The sequence below is a fragment of the Methanocella sp. MCL-LM genome (assembly GCF_049676595.1).
GTDB lineage: Archaea > Halobacteriota > Methanocellia > Methanocellales > Methanocellaceae > Methanocella_A.
The window spans coordinates 1,065,294-1,081,606 of the sequence record NZ_CP187259.1 but is presented as its reverse complement, the minus strand read 5'-3'; the positions used below and the strand labels follow the sequence as shown (position 1 = coordinate 1,081,606).

Annotated in this window: 10 protein-coding genes; 2 read left to right on the top strand and 8 right to left on the bottom strand. The window is 56.0% G+C overall.

All coding sequences use genetic code 11. The features are described 5' to 3' along the window. Positions 1–222 precede the first annotated feature (222 nt). Together ligD (ACPLPM_RS05355) and ligD (ACPLPM_RS05350) are read right to left on the bottom strand one after the other, a co-directional pair. A complete protein-coding gene (gene ligD / locus ACPLPM_RS05355; RefSeq protein ID WP_424359212.1) occupies positions 223–1,119 on the bottom strand; it encodes a non-homologous end-joining DNA ligase in 897 nt (298 codons plus the stop codon). Continuing rightward, positions 1,116–2,123, bottom strand: coding sequence for a non-homologous end-joining DNA ligase (gene ligD / locus ACPLPM_RS05350; RefSeq protein ID WP_424359211.1), 1,008 nt, complete (start codon positions 2,121–2,123; stop codon positions 1,116–1,118). The genes ligD (ACPLPM_RS05355) and ligD (ACPLPM_RS05350) overlap by 4 nt, the downstream gene beginning before the upstream one ends. Positions 2,124–2,448: 325 nt before the next feature. Between ligD (ACPLPM_RS05350) and ACPLPM_RS05345 the strand changes: the two genes are divergently transcribed. Continuing rightward, positions 2,449–3,495: a hypothetical protein gene (locus tag ACPLPM_RS05345; protein WP_424359210.1), complete on the top strand. Its 1,047-nt coding sequence runs from the start codon at positions 2,449–2,451 to the stop codon at positions 3,493–3,495. On the opposite strand, the gene ACPLPM_RS05340 is transcribed toward ACPLPM_RS05345, so the two are convergent. The 4 genes from ACPLPM_RS05340 to ACPLPM_RS05325 all read right to left on the bottom strand — a co-directional run bounded on the left by ACPLPM_RS05340 (position 3,479) and on the right by ACPLPM_RS05325 (position 9,092). Then, positions 3,479–5,419: a PGF-CTERM sorting domain-containing protein gene (locus tag ACPLPM_RS05340; RefSeq protein WP_424359209.1), complete on the bottom strand. Its 1,941-nt coding sequence runs from the start codon at positions 5,417–5,419 to the stop codon at positions 3,479–3,481. The genes ACPLPM_RS05345 and ACPLPM_RS05340 overlap by 17 nt on opposite strands. Positions 5,420–5,812: 393 nt before the next feature. Beyond that, positions 5,813–6,655 carry a diaminopimelate epimerase gene (gene dapF, locus ACPLPM_RS05335; protein WP_424359208.1) on the bottom strand — a complete coding sequence of 281 codons (843 nt, stop codon included), beginning with the start codon at positions 6,653–6,655 and terminating at the stop codon, positions 5,813–5,815. Beyond that, the gene (gene lysA, locus ACPLPM_RS05330) at positions 6,655–7,938 is read right to left on the bottom strand and encodes a diaminopimelate decarboxylase (protein WP_424359207.1); all 1,284 of its coding nucleotides are present in this window, start codon (positions 7,936–7,938) and stop codon (positions 6,655–6,657) included. The genes dapF and lysA overlap by 1 nt, the downstream gene beginning before the upstream one ends. After that, positions 7,935–9,092: an LL-diaminopimelate aminotransferase gene (locus tag ACPLPM_RS05325; protein WP_424359206.1), complete on the bottom strand. Its 1,158-nt coding sequence runs from the start codon at positions 9,090–9,092 to the stop codon at positions 7,935–7,937. The genes lysA and ACPLPM_RS05325 overlap by 4 nt, the downstream gene beginning before the upstream one ends. A gap of 260 nt (positions 9,093–9,352) precedes the next feature. Here ACPLPM_RS05325 and ACPLPM_RS05320 point away from each other — a divergent pair, with 260 nt between their 5' ends. Further along, entirely contained in the window at positions 9,353–10,828 is a 1,476-nt protein-coding gene (locus tag ACPLPM_RS05320; RefSeq protein ID WP_424359205.1) for a nucleotide sugar dehydrogenase, read from the top strand. 1,252 nt (positions 10,829–12,080) lie between these two features. Here the strand turns inward: ACPLPM_RS05320 and ACPLPM_RS05315 are convergent. Both ACPLPM_RS05315 and ACPLPM_RS05310 read right to left on the bottom strand, forming a co-directional pair. Continuing rightward, positions 12,081–13,700 carry a right-handed parallel beta-helix repeat-containing protein gene (locus tag ACPLPM_RS05315; protein WP_424359204.1) on the bottom strand — a complete coding sequence of 540 codons (1,620 nt, stop codon included), beginning with the start codon at positions 13,698–13,700 and terminating at the stop codon, positions 12,081–12,083. Positions 13,701–13,909: 209 nt separating this feature from the next. Continuing rightward, positions 13,910–15,772 carry a right-handed parallel beta-helix repeat-containing protein gene (locus tag ACPLPM_RS05310; protein WP_424359203.1) on the bottom strand — a complete coding sequence of 621 codons (1,863 nt, stop codon included), beginning with the start codon at positions 15,770–15,772 and terminating at the stop codon, positions 13,910–13,912. Positions 15,773–16,313: the final 541 nt, after the last annotated feature.

The following is a 16,313-nucleotide window of genomic DNA, read 5'->3' as shown; positions in this document are numbered from 1 at the left end:
CAGTTACCATCCGGTTTGTCGTAGATCGCACTCTCGCTGTGTCGCCGTGCCGCCGTGGTTTAAATATTTGATCTACAGTTGCCAGGATAAAGAGCCGTGCCGCCGTGGTTTAAATATTTGATCTACAGTTGCCAGGATAAAGAGCCGTGCCGCCGTGGTTCCAGTAACCACCCGGTTATTGTAGATCGTATTATTGCCGTGCCGCCGTGCCACTGTGGTTAATCATTTCTTACTTTCAAGCGGCTTGATCCTGACCGCATGGCGGTCGATGTCTTTCCACGGGTCGCCGGCCTCCCGGAGGTGTTTTACGACGTTGCGGAGGTTATAGGCCTGCGAGGATTCGAGGTCTTCCAGCTCGTCCCAGCTTACCGGGGTGGCCACTGGTGCGCCCTTTTTTGCCCTGATCGTATAAGGTGCGACGGTGGTCTGGCCGTAGGCGTTTCTGGTATAGTCGATAAACAGCCTGTCGCCGCGGCTCTCCTTGCGGAGCTCGGTGGTGAAGCTGTCGGGGACTGACCAGGCGAGCTTTCGGGCGAATTCGGCGGCCCACGCCCGGACAGTATCGAAGTCGGCAGACCTGTCGAGCGGGACAACGACGTGCAGGCCCCGGGAGCCGGTGGTCATGGGAAAGGCGGGTATGCCCAGGTGTTTCAGCTTGGCTCTGAGGGTGTTGGCCGCAAATTTTACTATGCCAAAGTCTTCTTCGGCCGGGTCGAGGTCGAAGATCATCCGGTCGGGGTATTCCAGCCGATCTGCGCGGCTCAGCCAGACGTGCTGGGTGATCGTTCCCTGGTTGGCCATGTAGGCCAGCGTGGCGGCGCTGTTGCACAGGATCTGCCGCTGCTCCCGGCCCTCGTCCCGGAGAGCGAATGTGACGGTATCCATCCACTCAGGCAGGTAAGAGGGGGCCTCTTTCTGGAAGAAGCCCGGCTCCCCGATGCCGCTGGGGAACCGTTGCAGGGTCATGGGCCTGTCTCGCACATGCGGCAGCATGAACTCTGCCACATCCCGGAAATAGTCGGCCAGCTCCTGCTTGGTGATGCCATCGTCTGGAAAGAGTACTTTGTCGGGGTGAGAGAGTTCGACTGTAGGTGAATCGGTGGTAACTGGTGCGGTCATCCTTGGTCCTCCCGGACTACTTTTTCGGGCTCCTTATCGTCCCGCAGGCCCATGAACATGGGCTGCCGGAGCTTGTTGTACCGGGTCCACTCCCCGAAGCCGATCTGGGCGACGAGCTTCGGCTCCAGCCAGTGTACTTCCCGGTTTGGCAGAGTACTGTCTTTGGCAAACGGCGACGTTGTCCGCTCAAGAGGAGCCATCAGCTGGCACAACTGCCTCAGTGTCTGGTCCGTGTAGCCCGTGCCTACTTTGCCCGCGTACAGGAGCTTTCCGTCCTGGTAATAACCCACCAGCAGCGCCCCGAGGCAGAAGCGTTTGCCTTTGGGTTCGGTATAGCCCCCGATGGCGAACTCCTGCTCGTTGACGCACTTGAACTTGAGCCAGCTGCCAGAGCGGCTATGCTCGTAAGTGCTGCTTGCATCTTTGGCGAGCAGGCCTTCCCAGCCCGCTTTACAAGCTTCGGCATAGTACTTCTCGCCGTGCTCCCGGCGGTAATCCAGGTACCGCAAGGGGTTCTTGTAGACGAGAGCCTGCCTGAGCAGCTCTTTTCTGGCGATCAGAGGCAGCGAAGTCAGGTCGTACCCGGCCATGTATAGTATGTCGAAGATATAGTAAAAGATTTCAATGCCCCTTTTCCGGGCCTCTTCAGGGTTACTGACACCGATGCGGCCCTGGAGGGCCTCGAAGCTGGTCTGTTCACCTTTGAAAGCGACCACTTCGCCGTCGAGGATGAAGCTCGTCTCGGGCTGCGCCAGAAGCGCGTCCGCCACTTCAGGATATGTGCCATTCAACGGCTTCTTGTTCCGGGACAAAAGCTGGACTGCGTCGCCGCTTTTGTAAGCCAGGACTCGCGCCCCGTCCAGCTTCCGCTCGAAGATCCAGTCCGGGCTGGAAAACCTCTCGCGGGTGAGCGTCGCCAGCATCGGCTCGGTCCACTCGGGCTGCTCGACCTTTACGGCTTTACGCCGTTCCTCAGGGGGAAGCTGAGATAGTAAGCTATGCATAGCGCATCTGGTACATGTGAAGGTTTCTTTCTACGGTGATAAAACAGTGTCAAATATAGTTAGTTCTATGACTTTTTTATGTGTCTGGAACGGTTGACACGACTGGCACAACGTACACGACGGACACTACGTTTTTCGGATATGATCCGTATTATCAGCTGTTTAATCGAACGTTGTGTACGTCGTGGCCGTCGTGTACGTTGTGTTAACTGATCTGGCATCTGTCGGAAAAGGTTTCAGCATAGAATACACTGCTTACAATTGCCACGGTGAAACTTATTTATAAGATCGCCAAGTACCAGACTTCAAATCGCTGAGGCAGACCATGCTTACAGACGGACCCATCCCTAAAAAACTGCTGATCATCGCTGCTGTAATCATACTCATCACAGCGGCCGCAGCCGCATTTTTCATCTACGACGACATCAAGCGCCAGGAAGCCCACCGCAACAGTGTAAAAGCTCTATACCAGGAAAACTTGAACTCGGCTGATTACGCTTACGCCGCAGTGCAGGGCTACCCTGAGCCGGCGCACAAGAAGCTGCCCGAAGAGTACAACACCTGGCTTACCGGGTACGAGGAAGTGCTGGGCAACTTCACCTCCGTAGTCAACAATACGCTGGCGACGGGGGCCGAGTATCAGCAGGCGTTCGGAAGTGGCAGTCCTGAATATTCGTGGGTACAGCAGAACAACACCCGGCTAAACCAGACCCTGGCGGACCTGACCCGGGGGTATGAGGGATATAAGGCAGACTACCTGTCGCTATCCGAAGCTAAAGAGCAGGCCAGGCTGGCCTACGAAACTGCCTACGCCAACTCGACTTCGGCGTACGAGATGGCGAACGCCAGCCTGTCGAAAGAAGCTGAAGCAGCCTACAAGGGACTCAAAGCGTACATGGATGCAGGTTCGGCCAACCTCACCCGGTACAAAGACACAGTCAATTCAACCCTGAGCGCGGGCGAGACCTACCAGGAATACCTCCGGGGCGACAGCGCAGAGTACGAGAGCATCCTGGCCAGGGGCACTACCCTGAAGAAGAACGCAAACAACCTTGACAGCCGGTACGCCAGCCTGCAGGACAGAGTACCCGTCCTGAACGTTACGATCGGCAACACAGACTACAATTATGGGGCCGACGTCGGCTGGTACGAGTACGTGACCTTCCTGGTGAACAACACCGACTATCCGACGCCAGTCTGGAACGTGACGGTCCACTTCAAGCTGATAGAAAACCAGACGGGCATGGTAAAAAGCACCGACGACGTGCCGGTCACCGTGTACGCCCAGCTCTCCAAGTACTATGGCGCCATCCTGCCGATCGAGAGGGACCATAACTACTACGTGGTAACGAGTGTCACCTACGACTATTGATAGCCAGATATGAGATAGAAATTATGCCGGCCAGCGCCAGTATAGCGTCAAAGCCAGGAGCAGGAGTTGGTGTCGCGGCATCAGTGACAGGAACAGGAACCGACGCTGTTTGCGCTGGAGTTGCCTGCACAACTGGCGTCGGAGCAAGGGTCACGATAGATCCGTGCCAGATCCATGGCAGAGCCACGTTAGCTGTCGCAGTTCCGGCCGTCAGGTTGACCCATGCAAACCACGTATACACGTCGCCGGATATGCCGGCTTTTTCGGCAGTCACGTTGTAGATGCCGGCCGGTACCCGGTAAAAAGTATATGTGCCGATAGCGGCGATCTCCGGCCGGGAGACAGTTTTCTGCGGGTTCTCTGGCGAGTCGACCAGTGCCACATTTTCATATGTACCATTTGCCCATCTGACAGTCCAGAGCTTGACCGTCGCTCCCGGAATACCACCCTTATTCTTATCGGTGACCACGCCCGAGATCGTGCCCCAGCCTACTACGTGGACTACGGTAGAGTCAGTCAGGTTCCTGCTGATGCCGCTCTGCACGTAGCCGGTGACAGTGACATTGCCTTTAAACTGGTTGGAGGTCAGGAGGATTGAGGTCCGGCCGGTCTCGTCCGACACGTTGCTCTTCGTCGAGGGCAGATAGGCCATGGTGTCATTGCTGCCGAAGAAGGTGATGGTTATACCGCTCCTCTTGTACGGCTTGCCGTTCAGGAACAGCTGTGCAGTGATGATCGACTGGTCACCGCCGACCAGGATGGTGTCCGGGTCTGCCGTAACTTCGATTGCGTCCGGCATCGGGACATGCAGGACGATGAAGCCCGAGCTGGTCCTCGACTTGTTCAGCGAGTAGTTGTCGGACTTGCCATAATACCTGACGCCGTCGCCGACATCGGCCTCTGCCGAGGCATAAGCGTAAGTGATGCTGCTGTTGAGCTCGATGTTATCGAACACGTAGCTACCCGGGTATGGAAGGCCCGTATAAGAAGTCGTTGTCATGCGGTAGAGCTCGATCGCTTCACCCGAACCGCTGACGTTCACCATGTGGAGCGTTACGGTGCTGCCACCGTAGGGCTTGCCAAAGCGGTCCTGGACGCTGCCGAACCAGGAGGCCAGCGCAGGAGTGAAGTAGATGCCGGTAGAACCGTTAATCAGGGAGTCGCCAGCATACGCTGCCCAGATTATCGAACTGTTGCCGATGTAGTCTTCGCCTACCCACCCGAAACTGACGTTAGCCCGGCCGCCGGAGGTCTGGATGCCCGAAAGATACTGACCCTGTCCTGCACGGTAAAAGCCGTCAGGGCTCAGAGAACCATTGGCAAGTGCAGAGTAGCTGGAAGAGTCGATCGAGAAGTTGATCAGGGTGCCGTCGGGAACGGGATCGCCAAGAGCATCGGTTGCGTTGGCAGTTACCCGGACGCTGTCGCTGCCGTTGGCCTCGACGTGGTTGCGCTCTGCAGTTACCACGATCTTCGCCGGCCGGGGAACGAGGTATACGTTAACCGGGGAGGTGGACCACTCCTCGACCGGGAACGAGCTGGAGAAACCTTCGCCAAGCAGGCTGTGGTTGATATATAACTTATATGAACTCAGGTACCTGCCACCCTCGACCGGGTCCCACTGGTAAGTATTGTTGACGTTCTGGAACTGGAAGAAACCCTGGCCGTCGCTACTGCCCGAGTAGAAGGCCTGAGTAGTATTGGAAGCGTTCACGATGGCCACATAGGTATTTGCCAGCCCCTCACCGGCGTCAGAGGTAGCGACCCTGCCGGAAACTGCCCCAGTATTCGAGTGGGTGCCGTTCATAGCAGGGGCTGAAGCATAGCTCGTGTTATAATACGGCATAATGGCAGCAGCATCCATCGTCAGGGAGAGGATTGCGAGGATTGATAGAGCAATTACTGCTGCAGTAGTGGTCTTCATAAGTCCCTCGAAAGAGCGCCCGCAAGGCTCGATATTTCCGCGCGGGTACCGGCCGGCAACCTTCGGTCAAGCGTAAATTACAGCCATAGTATAAGGGCTAGCTTTATAATTGTTATGCAGCCAGGCGTTTGGAAAATAATCAGGCGACGCCGGATAAGTCGAGTATTTTCCCCGTGCTATAGTGATTCTTAAAACTTTTAGGGCAGACAGGTACCGTTTACACAAAGTACACAAGGTACACGAAGTACGCGAAATTTTACGATAAGATCATTTTCCAGCATGCCGTTTTTACGGTACTTTGAGTACTTCGTGTACCTCGCGTACTTCGTGTAAATGGTACGGGCACTCGTACAAAAGGTTTCAGTAACGACTATACTTGAAAATTAAAAAAGATTAGAGGGCGCTGAAGTCTACGTCGATCTCGCCCTCGTAGACAGTTTCAGCCGGCCCTTCCATGTACGCCACGTCGCTGACGAAGCTGATGTTGAGCTGGCCACCTGCAGTAGTTACGGTGGTCTGGTCCCTGGTGTAGCCAAGGTACCTGGCGACGGCTGCCGATGCGACGGAGCCTGTGCCGCAGCTCAGGGTTTCGCCTTCTACGCCTCTCTCGTAGGTCCGGACCCGGAGGTGCTGGCCTTCCCGCTGGACGAAGTTCACGTTGGTGCCCTTCGGGAACGTCTTGAGGTCAAAGCGTATGGCGGGAGCGTCCTTCATGAGGTCGACGGCTTTCACGTCGTCCACGAAGATGACCGCGTGGGGTACGCCAGTGTTGACGGCGGTGACCTCGTAGCCGTGCACGGGCTTGTTGATGAAGTTGTTGAGGCCGGCGGCCGGGATCTTCTTCGGGTCAAATAAGGGCTTGCCCATGGAGACCTTGACGAGCGTCTTGCCTTCCTCCACCCGGGCTTCCACTTCGAGGATGCCGGCTTTCGTCTCTACCTTGTCCTTGCCGGGCTTCATGTGGCCGTGGTCGACCGCATATTTCACGAAGCACCGGATGCCGTTGCCGCACATCTCCGCTTCGCTGCCGTCCTCGTTGAAGATGCGCATGTGGAGCGACGTGTGCATGGGCTTTGCCAGGAAGAGCACGCCGTCAGCTCCGACGCCGAACCTTCTGTGGCAGGTCTTCTTAGCGAAGGCCGCCTTCCTGTCCTCGGGCACCGGGCACTCGAACTCGTCAACGACGATGAAGTCGTTGCCGTTGCCCTGCATCTTGGTAAACTTGATCTCCGTCATTACAGTAACCTTCCCGGTACGATCTGGTTCTGCAGGAGGTCGTCGAAGGTCTCCCGCTTCCTGATGAGGTCGGCCTTGCCGTTGTGGACGAGGACCTCGGCGCACCTCGGCCTGCCCACGTACTGGGAGCTCATGCAGAAGCCGTACGCGCCCGCGTCCAGCAGCGCCACCAGGTCGTCTTTTTGAACTGCCGGCAGCTGCCTGTCGGTCGCCAGGATGTCGCCCGACTCACAGATCGGCCCGACAACGGTGTACTCGCCTTTGGCGGGGGAGCCGGCCTTGTTGGCCACGACTGCCTCGTGGTACGAGTCGTACATCGCCGGCCTGATCAGCGTGTTGAAGCCTGCGTCGGTGCCGACGAAGTTCTTGTAGGCCTTCTTGACCGTGTTGACCTTCATGAGCAGGACGGTGCTGTCTGCCACCATGTACCTGCCCGGCTCGAGGTGAAGCTCGGGGCTGATGCCGATCTTCTTGCATCTGGCCTTGAACGTCGGGAGGATGGCCTTGGCCCACTCCTTGGGGGTGGGGACTTTCGCGCCCTTCTGGTAGGGGATGCCGAAGCCTCCGCCCAGGTCGACCCACTCGAGGTCGATGAAGCCGCTGATCTGCTCTACCAGGTCCATCATCTTGTTGGTGGCCTCAGTGTAAGGGGCAGTCTCGAGGATCTGGGAGCCGATGTGGCAGTGGATACCCACGGGGTTCACGCCAGGCAGCTTCTTGGCTTCCTTGTAGATGTTGACGATCTCCTTCGTGGGTATGCCGAACTTGGAGACCTTTAAGCCGGTCGCCAGCTTCGGGTGGGCGTCCGCGGATACATCCGGGTTGACCCGGAAGGCGATCTTGATCTCCTTGCCGGCCTTCTTGGCCAGCTTTGAGAGCGTCAGGAGTTCGTCCCGGGAGTCCACGGAGACCATGACGCCCGAGTCGATGGCGTACTGCAGCTCGTTGTCGGTCTTGGAGTTGCCGGTGAACAGGATCTTCTCAGCCGGAATGCCAGCGAGTCTCGCAAGGTATATTTCGCCGTCGGAAAAGGCGTCCGCACCTGCGCCTTCCTGGGCGAAGATGCGCTGGACGACTAAGTTGTTGTTAGACTTGGCCGCGAAGAAGATTGACACGCCCGGGAAGGCCGCCGAGAAGCGGCGGTAGTTGTCCCTCAGCCGGTCCTCGCTGGTCACGTAGAGGGGCGTCCCGTAGGTTTCGGCCAGGCTGACTGTGTCCACGCCGCCGATGGTAAGGTGGTTGCCCTTGACTTCGAGGTGGCCGGGAATTTCGTAGGGTTTCATAGTTTCTTCATCCTCTCGACTGCCTGGTTAATGCGCTCGATGGGGCTGGTCAGCGAGAACCGGATGTAGCCTTCGCCGTACTTGCCGAAGCCGGAGCCCGGGGTGCCGACGATGCCCGCCTTGTCCAGCAGATACTTCGCGTACTCGATCGAGGTGAACTTCTGGGGTACGGGAGTCCAGACGTAGAAGGTTGCCTTCGGAGGCGTCACGTTCAGGCCCATGGACTTGAGGCCGCTGCACAGCGCGTCTCTCCTTGCCTCGTACATCTTGTTGGTCTTATCGGTGAAGGCCTGGGAGCGGTTCAGCGCGGTGATGCCGGCCATCTGGACGGCCAGGAAGGCGCCTGAGTCCACGTTCATCTTGACCTTGCCGAGGCCTGCCACGATCTCGGGGTTGCCCACGGCGAAGCCGATGCGCCAGCCGGTCATGTTGGAGGTCTTGCTCAGCGAGTGGAGCTCGATGCAGCAGTCCATGGCACCGGGTATCTCCAGGATGCTCGGGGACCGGTAGCCATCGTAGGTGACTTCCGAGTAAGCGTTGTCGTGCACCACGACGATGCCGTTGTCTTTGCCGAAGTCCACGACTTCCTTGAAGTAGCTCTTGTCTGCGACCGCTGCGGTCGGGTTGTTGGGGTAGTTGATGAAGATCATCTTCGACTTCTTCACGACGTCCTTCGGGATGATCGAGAGGTCGGGCTTGAAGCCGTTCTCCGCGAGCAGGGGCATGTCGTAGGGCTTGCCGCCTGCGAAAGAGGTGCCGGTGGCGTACACTGTGTAGCCCGGATTAGGGCAGAGCGTGTAGTCGCCCGGGTTCACGAACGCGAGGGGAATGTGGGCGATGCCTTCCTTGGAGCCTATCAGCGTGATCACTTCGGTCGCCGGGTCCAGCTTGATGCCGAACCGGTTCTTGCACCATACGGCAGCCGCGTCCCTGAAGATGTTAGACCCCGAGTAGGCGGGGTACTGGTGGGATGCCGGGTCCTTTGCCGCCTTACAGAGTTCCTCGATCACGTAGTCGGGAGTGGGCGTGTCCGGGTCGCCGACGCCGAAATCGATGACGTCGACTCCTTCTTTGATCTTCTGCTGCTTGGCTTTGTCCACCTCGGCGAACAGGTAAGGTGGCAGCGAGTTAATCCTCTCAGCATAGGTTACCATTATCGAATGACGCTCCTTGTGTCATGGACGTGAGTCCTGTTACTAATAGGGGCCAAAGGTATAAATAAACCTGATCATGGGCGGGGCGTGAGGCGTTATGAAAAAGTCATAACAGCGGGTAGATAAGTTACCAGGGGCAGCGACCCGACAAAACGAACGCTGCGCTGTGCCAGGATCACAAGCCCTCAAAGCAATTATTGCGCAACTTTTATATAATATATTTGTATATATAAAAATGATTATATCCCAAGGGGTTGAACATGGACGATTTGAAAAAGATCATCGAACGGAAAGGACCGATCAGGAAAGTTGGAGTTATTGGCATGGGCTACGTGGGTATTCCCGCAGCAGCTTTATTCGCAGACTGCAAGCAGTTCACCCATGTCTGTGGCTTCCAGAGAGACTCCCCGTCCTCGGGCTACAAGATCGATATGCTCAATAAGGGCGAAAGCCCGCTCAAGGGCGAGGAGCCGGGCCTGGAGGACCTGCTGAAAAAGGTGGTTTCCGAGGGCAAGTTCGAGTGTACCTCGGACTTCTCGAGGATCAGGGAGCTGGATGCTGTCACTCTCGCAATTCAGACGCCGTTTAAGAATCCCAAGGACCTGGTGCCTGATTTCGGCGCGCTGACCGAAGGTCTGCGCATGGCAGGTAAGTACATTCGGTATGGCACCCTCGTGGTCATCGAGTCGACCGTTACCCCCGGCACAACCATGGGTATGGCCAGGGAAGTGCTGGAAGAAGAGTCCGGCATGAAGGCCGGAGTGGAATTTGCCCTCGCCCACGCTCCCGAGCGTGTGATGGTCGGCCGCCTGCTCAAGAACATCCAGGAACACGATCGCATCGTAGGCGGCATCGACGCCGTGAGCACGAAGCGTGCCGTCGAGCTATACGCCCCGATTTTGACCAGGGGCAAGATCATCCCGATGTCGGCGACCGCTGCAGAGGTCACCAAGACAGCAGAGAATACTTTTAGAGATATGCAAATAGCTGCTGCAAATGAATTAGCTCTCTATTGCGAAGCAATGGGCATCAACTTCTACGACGTCCGCACCGGCATCGACAGCCTGAAAGGAGAGGGCATCACCAGAGCTATACTCTGGCCGGGAGCCGGCGTGGGAGGCCACTGCCTGACCAAGGACACCTACCACCTGGAGCGCGGTGTCAAGATCCTGAACGGTCACCTGGACTACCCCGAGGGCAAAGACTCGCTGTTCGTCCTGGCCAGGAACGTCAACGACTTTATGCCGAGGCACATGTTTAACCTTACCTTGCAGGGCCTGAAGCGGGCGGGCAAAGCTAAGAAAGGCGCAAGAGCTGCCATTCTCGGCTGGGCTTTCCTCAACAACTCCGACGACGCCAGGAACACGCCTTCCGAGACTTACAGGGACCTCCTCCTCCTCGACGGCTTCGAGGTCAAGGTTCACGACCCGTATGTCGAGAAGTACCCCGGGGTGCCCATCCTGCGCAGCATCGAGGATACCGTCGAGGGAGCAGACATAGTCGCCATCATGACCGGCCACAGCGAATACAAAGCCCTCGACTCTGCCTTGATAAAAGAGCTGACGGGCAAGGAGCACCCGGTCATCATCGACGGGCGCAACATCATTGACCCGGACACGTACATCTCCCACGGCTTCGTCTACAAGGGCATCGGCAGGGGAGACAAGAACGGGCACCGGATCGCAGACCAGGCCCACGGCAAGAAAAAGACGGAAGAGGCGATTCCGGCCGCTTAAGATAGACAACTGGCCCCGGGACAGATCCGGGGCTCCCCAACTTTATCGAACAACATATACGAACGCTGCGCTGTGCGTTTCTGGTTGCTAGTGGGGCGTGAGACAGCAATACGAACGCTGCACTGTGCCAGATCACAGATTCCGACAGATTGCGCAGATTACACAGATAGCATCGAATTCAATTAATTGGCGGGCTAATATCCTACTCTTATCGAGTCATATCTGTGCTTTCCAGTATTCCCGTACTTGTTTGGCTTGTGGTTGTTGGGCTGCCGGGTGCTCTGTCCTTGCATGGGCTATCGTGGGTAGCACGAAGACACAAAAATCTTTTTTTAGATGGACACAAAGTGCTCGAAGGCTCTAAGTTCACGGCTAAATCCCGAATTGCACTAAGACACCGGTTAAAACTCAAAGGACACTAATACACGGTCTAAGAACACGAACAAGTTCCGCGAAATCACTAAGCCACCAAGTTAAGACAAACAACCATTTCGCCTTACTCCTGCCACGACTACTCCAGCCATGCGGCTGTACAATATAGTCGTTTCTAGAATTTGTGAAGGTCGAGAACCCCGTATATAATGATAATCGTTTCTGGAATGTATCGGATATGCTGGAATGGTTAACACGACGGACACAACGTACACGACGGACACGACGTTATTCGAATATGATCAGATAGCCAGCCAATCTAAGTAAACGTCGTGTACGTCGTGGCCGTAGTGTACGTTGTGTTTACCGATCTGGCATCTGCCCAAAAGTTCCAAGAATAATCGTAATCAGGATACGGGTAACGATGGCAACCGCTTCATCAACTGTGTTTTAGTTTAGTGTCTTTGGGTATTCGTGCCACTTGTTCGTGTTTTTAGACCGTGCCCTTCGTGCATTTTGTCGATTAATAGTGATTTCGTGCAGTTCGTGTTTTAGCCGTGCACCTTAGAGTATTAGTGTTTTTGTGTCCCTCTAAAAAAATAGTTTAGTGTCTTCGTGCTACCCACGATAGCCCAAACAAGACCGTAACACCGGACCACCGATTACACCTCAGGCACGGGGATACTGGCAATCCGTGCCATTTGTCGAAATCTGTGACCTTGGCACAGCGCAGCGATCGTGTACGTTTACCAGCACAGAGACAGCAGTTTACGAGTAACCCGGAAATGATTGCCAGCACAGCGCAGCGTTTGTGTACGTTCACGAGCACGGGGGTAACTGTTTGTACATATTCTAGAAAAATATGAGGGTATGAAAGCGTTTAGAAGTGAAGATACTGCAGCCAGGTTTTCAGCTGCATTCCGAGCCACTGCCATAGATCAGGCGAAGCAGGTTCTGGAGTAACCACCGGCCCTGGCGTGCTGAGGGAGGTGGGAGAGGGCTCCGGGACAGGTGGCGGGATGAGGAAATCAGTTACGGCCCCGGTGAGGGGATACTGATCTGCGACCCCATTCTGGGTATAGGGTATCTCCCCGAGACCATCGCCGTTTACGTCGTGGCCGCCATAATCGCCATAGCGGTTTCCAAGATATCCCGTATACGTTCTGCCGTTGTACTGGTATGTTTCAGGCCCTGGCGTACTCCAAAAATTATTCTGGCTGGCAGAGTATATCCCGTCGAGGAAATCATTCAGGTAGAGCCGGTTGTTTGCGGAGCTCTCCAGCCAGATGCCCCGGCCATTATCGTGGGCCGTGTTTCTCGTTAAGGTATTGTAGCTTGAATTGGACAGCCAGAGGCTCTGGTACCCCGGAGCGCTGTCGCCCCAGGTGCAGTTCTCTATCGTGTTATACCACGAGTCGGTCAGGGTAATGTCATACATGCCGCCCGACATGGTGTTGTTTCGGAGGGTGCAGTGGTGGGCGTTCAGCAGCCGGAGATTTCGGCCGCCGTTCGAAAGCACGTTATCGGCCACCAGGCAGTCCCGGGAGTTTTCCACGATGATGTTGTAGTATTCTCCGGATGCAGTATTGCCTGTGACTGTGGCATTTTCAGAGTCGTCGATCCAGACTGCATAGTGGTCGTCTATCATCACGTTGTCCTTCACCACGCAGTCCCTCGTGTTCTTCAGCTGCACGCCGTCGCCTAGACGGTAGATGTGGGCTCCGCCATCTCTGGCGACCGTTCCGCCATTGAGCTTCAGCAGGTTATTCGAGACGACGTTGCCGTCAGAAAGGTAGATGCTTATGGCGTTTTTATTTTCGAACTCTATGCTGGAGAGTGCGTTGAAGCTGACGTTGTTTCCGGAGATGAGGTTGTTGTCGGAAGCCTGTTCGAGGCTGATCGCGTCGTCGGAGTTATAGCAGGCGACGTTATCCAGGATGGAGTTGCCTGCCGAGGCGTACAGCTTGAGGCCGTGAAAACTGTTGCTGTTGACGACGTTATCGGCGATCATATTGTTGTCCGACCGGTTAAGGTCTATGCCGATGTAGTTGTCGGACAGATCATTGGAAGTGATGGTGTTCAGCCGGGAATCCGAGACCTGGATGCCCAGCCGGTTCCCGGATACTACGCAGCCCAGGATTGTGTTGCCGTCTGAGTATACGCCGATACCTGTGCCTTTGCTATCAGTGCCCGTTACCCTGAGCCCTTCTATCCGTGTCCCGCCGGAGCGGATGCCGATTGTGCAGCCGGGACCGTTTCCGCATACGATTGGATAGCCGTTCCCATCATCTATGCCTTTGATGATGAGCTGCTTATTCACGTTGAGATTTTCGTGATACGTGCCACTTCCGACGAGGACCGTATCCCCGTCGCCTGCCCGGTCGATCCCCTGCTGGATGCTCCGGTATTCACCGGCCTCGCCGACGGTGATCGTTTTAGCGTTTGTATCGACGATGGCAGGGCTGAAGAGCAGCAGACAGATAATTATAGCGACGAACACGATCTTTTTCCGAATGAGGACACACCGCCGCAGGTTTAGCCGGTTGCAGGCCGGAAATTAATATTATTACATAATTATTTTATAGTAATATAGTTACCCGTCGTCGGGTACTACCCGCTGGTAAGAACGCTATAACCAGAAAATTGTTAGAGTATCTGCGACAGGCCGGCAGCCTGTTAAAAAGAGAAGGTGAGGGATTACCCCCCACTTTATTTCACGTGCAGTACGTAGTTGACCGTATCCTGGACACCCGGCTGCGTCGTAGATTTCACCTGGATGTTCACGTTGTAGGTGCCGGTTGTGGCCGGAGTAATGGTCACGTAGCCGTACCGGAAGTCCAGGGGCTGCACCAGGGCAGTCTCGTACATGTTGACCTTGTACCACGTAGCGGGGATGCCGGTCACGTAGATAGCGTAGGTGTCAGCCTTCGCCCCGATGTTCTTGTAGTAGACGTTCTGGGTCAGCGCGGTGCCGGGGCTGACGCTGAAGGTTTCCATGCGCTTGACATCGCCGTTGTAGCTGGCCATGCTCCTCATGTTATCCACGGCGTAGTCGGGAGTGCCCGGAGCCGGTGCCGGGGTGGGCGTGGGAGTCGGAGCGAGGGTGGGCCGCGGGGTCGCAGTCGGAGTAACCGTTGGCGCTACCGTCGGCTTCGGGGTTGCCGTGGGCGTAGCAGTGGGCGTCGGAGTTACTGTCGGCCTGGGTGTGGCTGTAGGTGTCACGGTAGGCTTCGGAGTCGCAGTAGGCGTAGTAGTGGGAGTGGGAGTCGGGGTTGCCGATCCGGGCTGCAGATACTTGTCGTGAGTCTGCATCAGCGGGTAGGCGTCGCTTACCCCGTTCTTTGTGTAAGATGTGTCGCCTATGCCGTTGCGGTTGCCGTCGGTGCCGGTGTAATCCTTGTATTTGTTACCGACCGTGCTGGTGTAGGTGGCGCCATTATACTGGTAGGTCATCGTCCCGGAAGACGTCCAGTAGTTCCCGGAGCCGCCGGAGCCGACGCCGTCGAGGAAGTCGTTCAGGTACAGCCGGTTATTGCGGGAGGAATCGATCAGCAGCGGGCCACCCGTATTCGAGATCCGGTTACCCTTCAGCGTGTTGTAGCTGGAGTTGGTCAGCCAGAGGGCGTTGTACACGTAGCTGCTGTTGCTGATGACGTTCTCCTCCAGGGTGTTGTACCACGCGTTGGAAAGCGTCACGAGGTAGGTCGACCACTCGGAGCTGCCGCCCCCGGTGACCTTGTTGCCCTTGACCGTGTTGTAGCTGGCATAGTCGAGCCAGATGCCCCGGCCGCCTTTAGATACGGTGTTACCCGCGACAGTGTTGCGGTGGGACTGCTCGACCATGATGTTGTAGTACTCGCCCGAAGCGGTGTTGCCGGTGACGGTGCAGTTGGTCGACTTGTAGATCCAGACCGCATAGTGGTCGTCGATCATGACGTTGTTCTTCACGATGTTGTCCCGGGTCTCGTACAGCTGTACTCCGTCGCCAAGGCGGTAAACGCGGTTGCCGGGCTGGCGGGTGATGGTGCCGCCGTTCTGCTTCATGGTGTTGTCGGAGATGACGTTGCCGTTCGACTGGTAGAGCTTGACGGCGTTCTTGTTCTCGTACTCGACGCTGGACTGCGCGTTGTAGCTCACGTCGTTCCCGGAAATCAGGTTGTTGTTGGAGGAACGCTGGAGGATGATACCGTCGATTTTATTGTACCAGATCGAATTGCCCATGATCTTGTTACCGGACGCCTGGTACAGGGATACGCCGTACTCGGTGTTGTCCCGGATCGTGTTGCCCTTGACGGTGACACCGGTCGTTGCGATGCTGATGCCGCTCTTGCCTCTGGTCACCGCGAAGTTCTCGATCCATGCCCCGCTGGCCGTGACGCTGACGGCGTCCTTGCCGTTGAGCATGCCGTCGATGACGGGCCTGCCCGAGCCGGTGTCCACGCCCTTGAGCGTGATCGCCTTGTTGAGGACTATGTTCTCCTTGTAGGTGCCGCTGTTGACGTTGATGACGTCGCCCGCAGCCGCGTTGTTGATCGCTGTCTGAATGCTGGAATACTGCCCGCCCGGGCCCACGGTGATCGTCTGGGCCGTGGCGTTCAGGGGAGTCAGGCTGAGAGATGCTGCGAGAAGAGTGCATATCAGAGCCGTTACTATGATAAGTTTTTTAATAACAACACCACCGTTTTTACGCCCGGCAAAAGTCAGGAGGGCCGGTTGACGGCCAACAGATCGCCCACTTTAACCGTGCGTATATATCAGCTATTTAGTAAGCACTTTTCGGTTTATTTATATCCCATATATACTTTTTTCTGCTGGCGGTAGAAACTTTATTAAAAAGTTCTGGGATATTTCAAAGAATTAGATCATGTTCACTAAGCAGAAAATCAGATCGATCTAAACGAAAGCGTACGCTGGGCTGCGCGTTTCTGGTTGCCCGTATAGCGTGAGACAGCAATACGAACGCTGCGCTGTGCCAGAACACAGATTTATACAGATTGAACAGATTGCACAGATGCTAATCGATGGTAAATGGATTACGGGTCTATCACATTATTCTAAAGTCATCTGTGTAATTCGTGCAATCTGTATAAATCTGTGATCCCGGCACAGCGCA

Excerpts from the sequence above, each read along its gene's own strand:
- ligD (WP_424359212.1), bottom strand. The coding sequence starts at position 1,119 with ATGACCGCACCAGTTACCACCGATTCACCTACAGTCGAACTCTCTCAC.
- lysA (WP_424359207.1), bottom strand. The coding sequence starts at position 7,938 with ATGAAACCCTACGAAATTCCCGGCCACCTCGAAGTCAAGGGCAACCAC.
- ACPLPM_RS05325 (WP_424359206.1), bottom strand. The coding sequence starts at position 9,092 with ATGGTAACCTATGCTGAGAGGATTAACTCGCTGCCACCTTACCTGTTC.
- ACPLPM_RS05340 (WP_424359209.1), bottom strand. The coding sequence starts at position 5,419 with ATGAAGACCACTACTGCAGCAGTAATTGCTCTATCAATCCTCGCAATC.
- ACPLPM_RS05320 (WP_424359205.1), top strand. The coding sequence starts at position 9,353 with ATGGACGATTTGAAAAAGATCATCGAACGGAAAGGACCGATCAGGAAA.
- ligD (WP_424359211.1), bottom strand. The coding sequence starts at position 2,123 with ATGCATAGCTTACTATCTCAGCTTCCCCCTGAGGAACGGCGTAAAGCC.
- ACPLPM_RS05345 (WP_424359210.1), top strand. The coding sequence starts at position 2,449 with ATGCTTACAGACGGACCCATCCCTAAAAAACTGCTGATCATCGCTGCT.
- dapF (WP_424359208.1), bottom strand. The coding sequence starts at position 6,655 with ATGACGGAGATCAAGTTTACCAAGATGCAGGGCAACGGCAACGACTTC.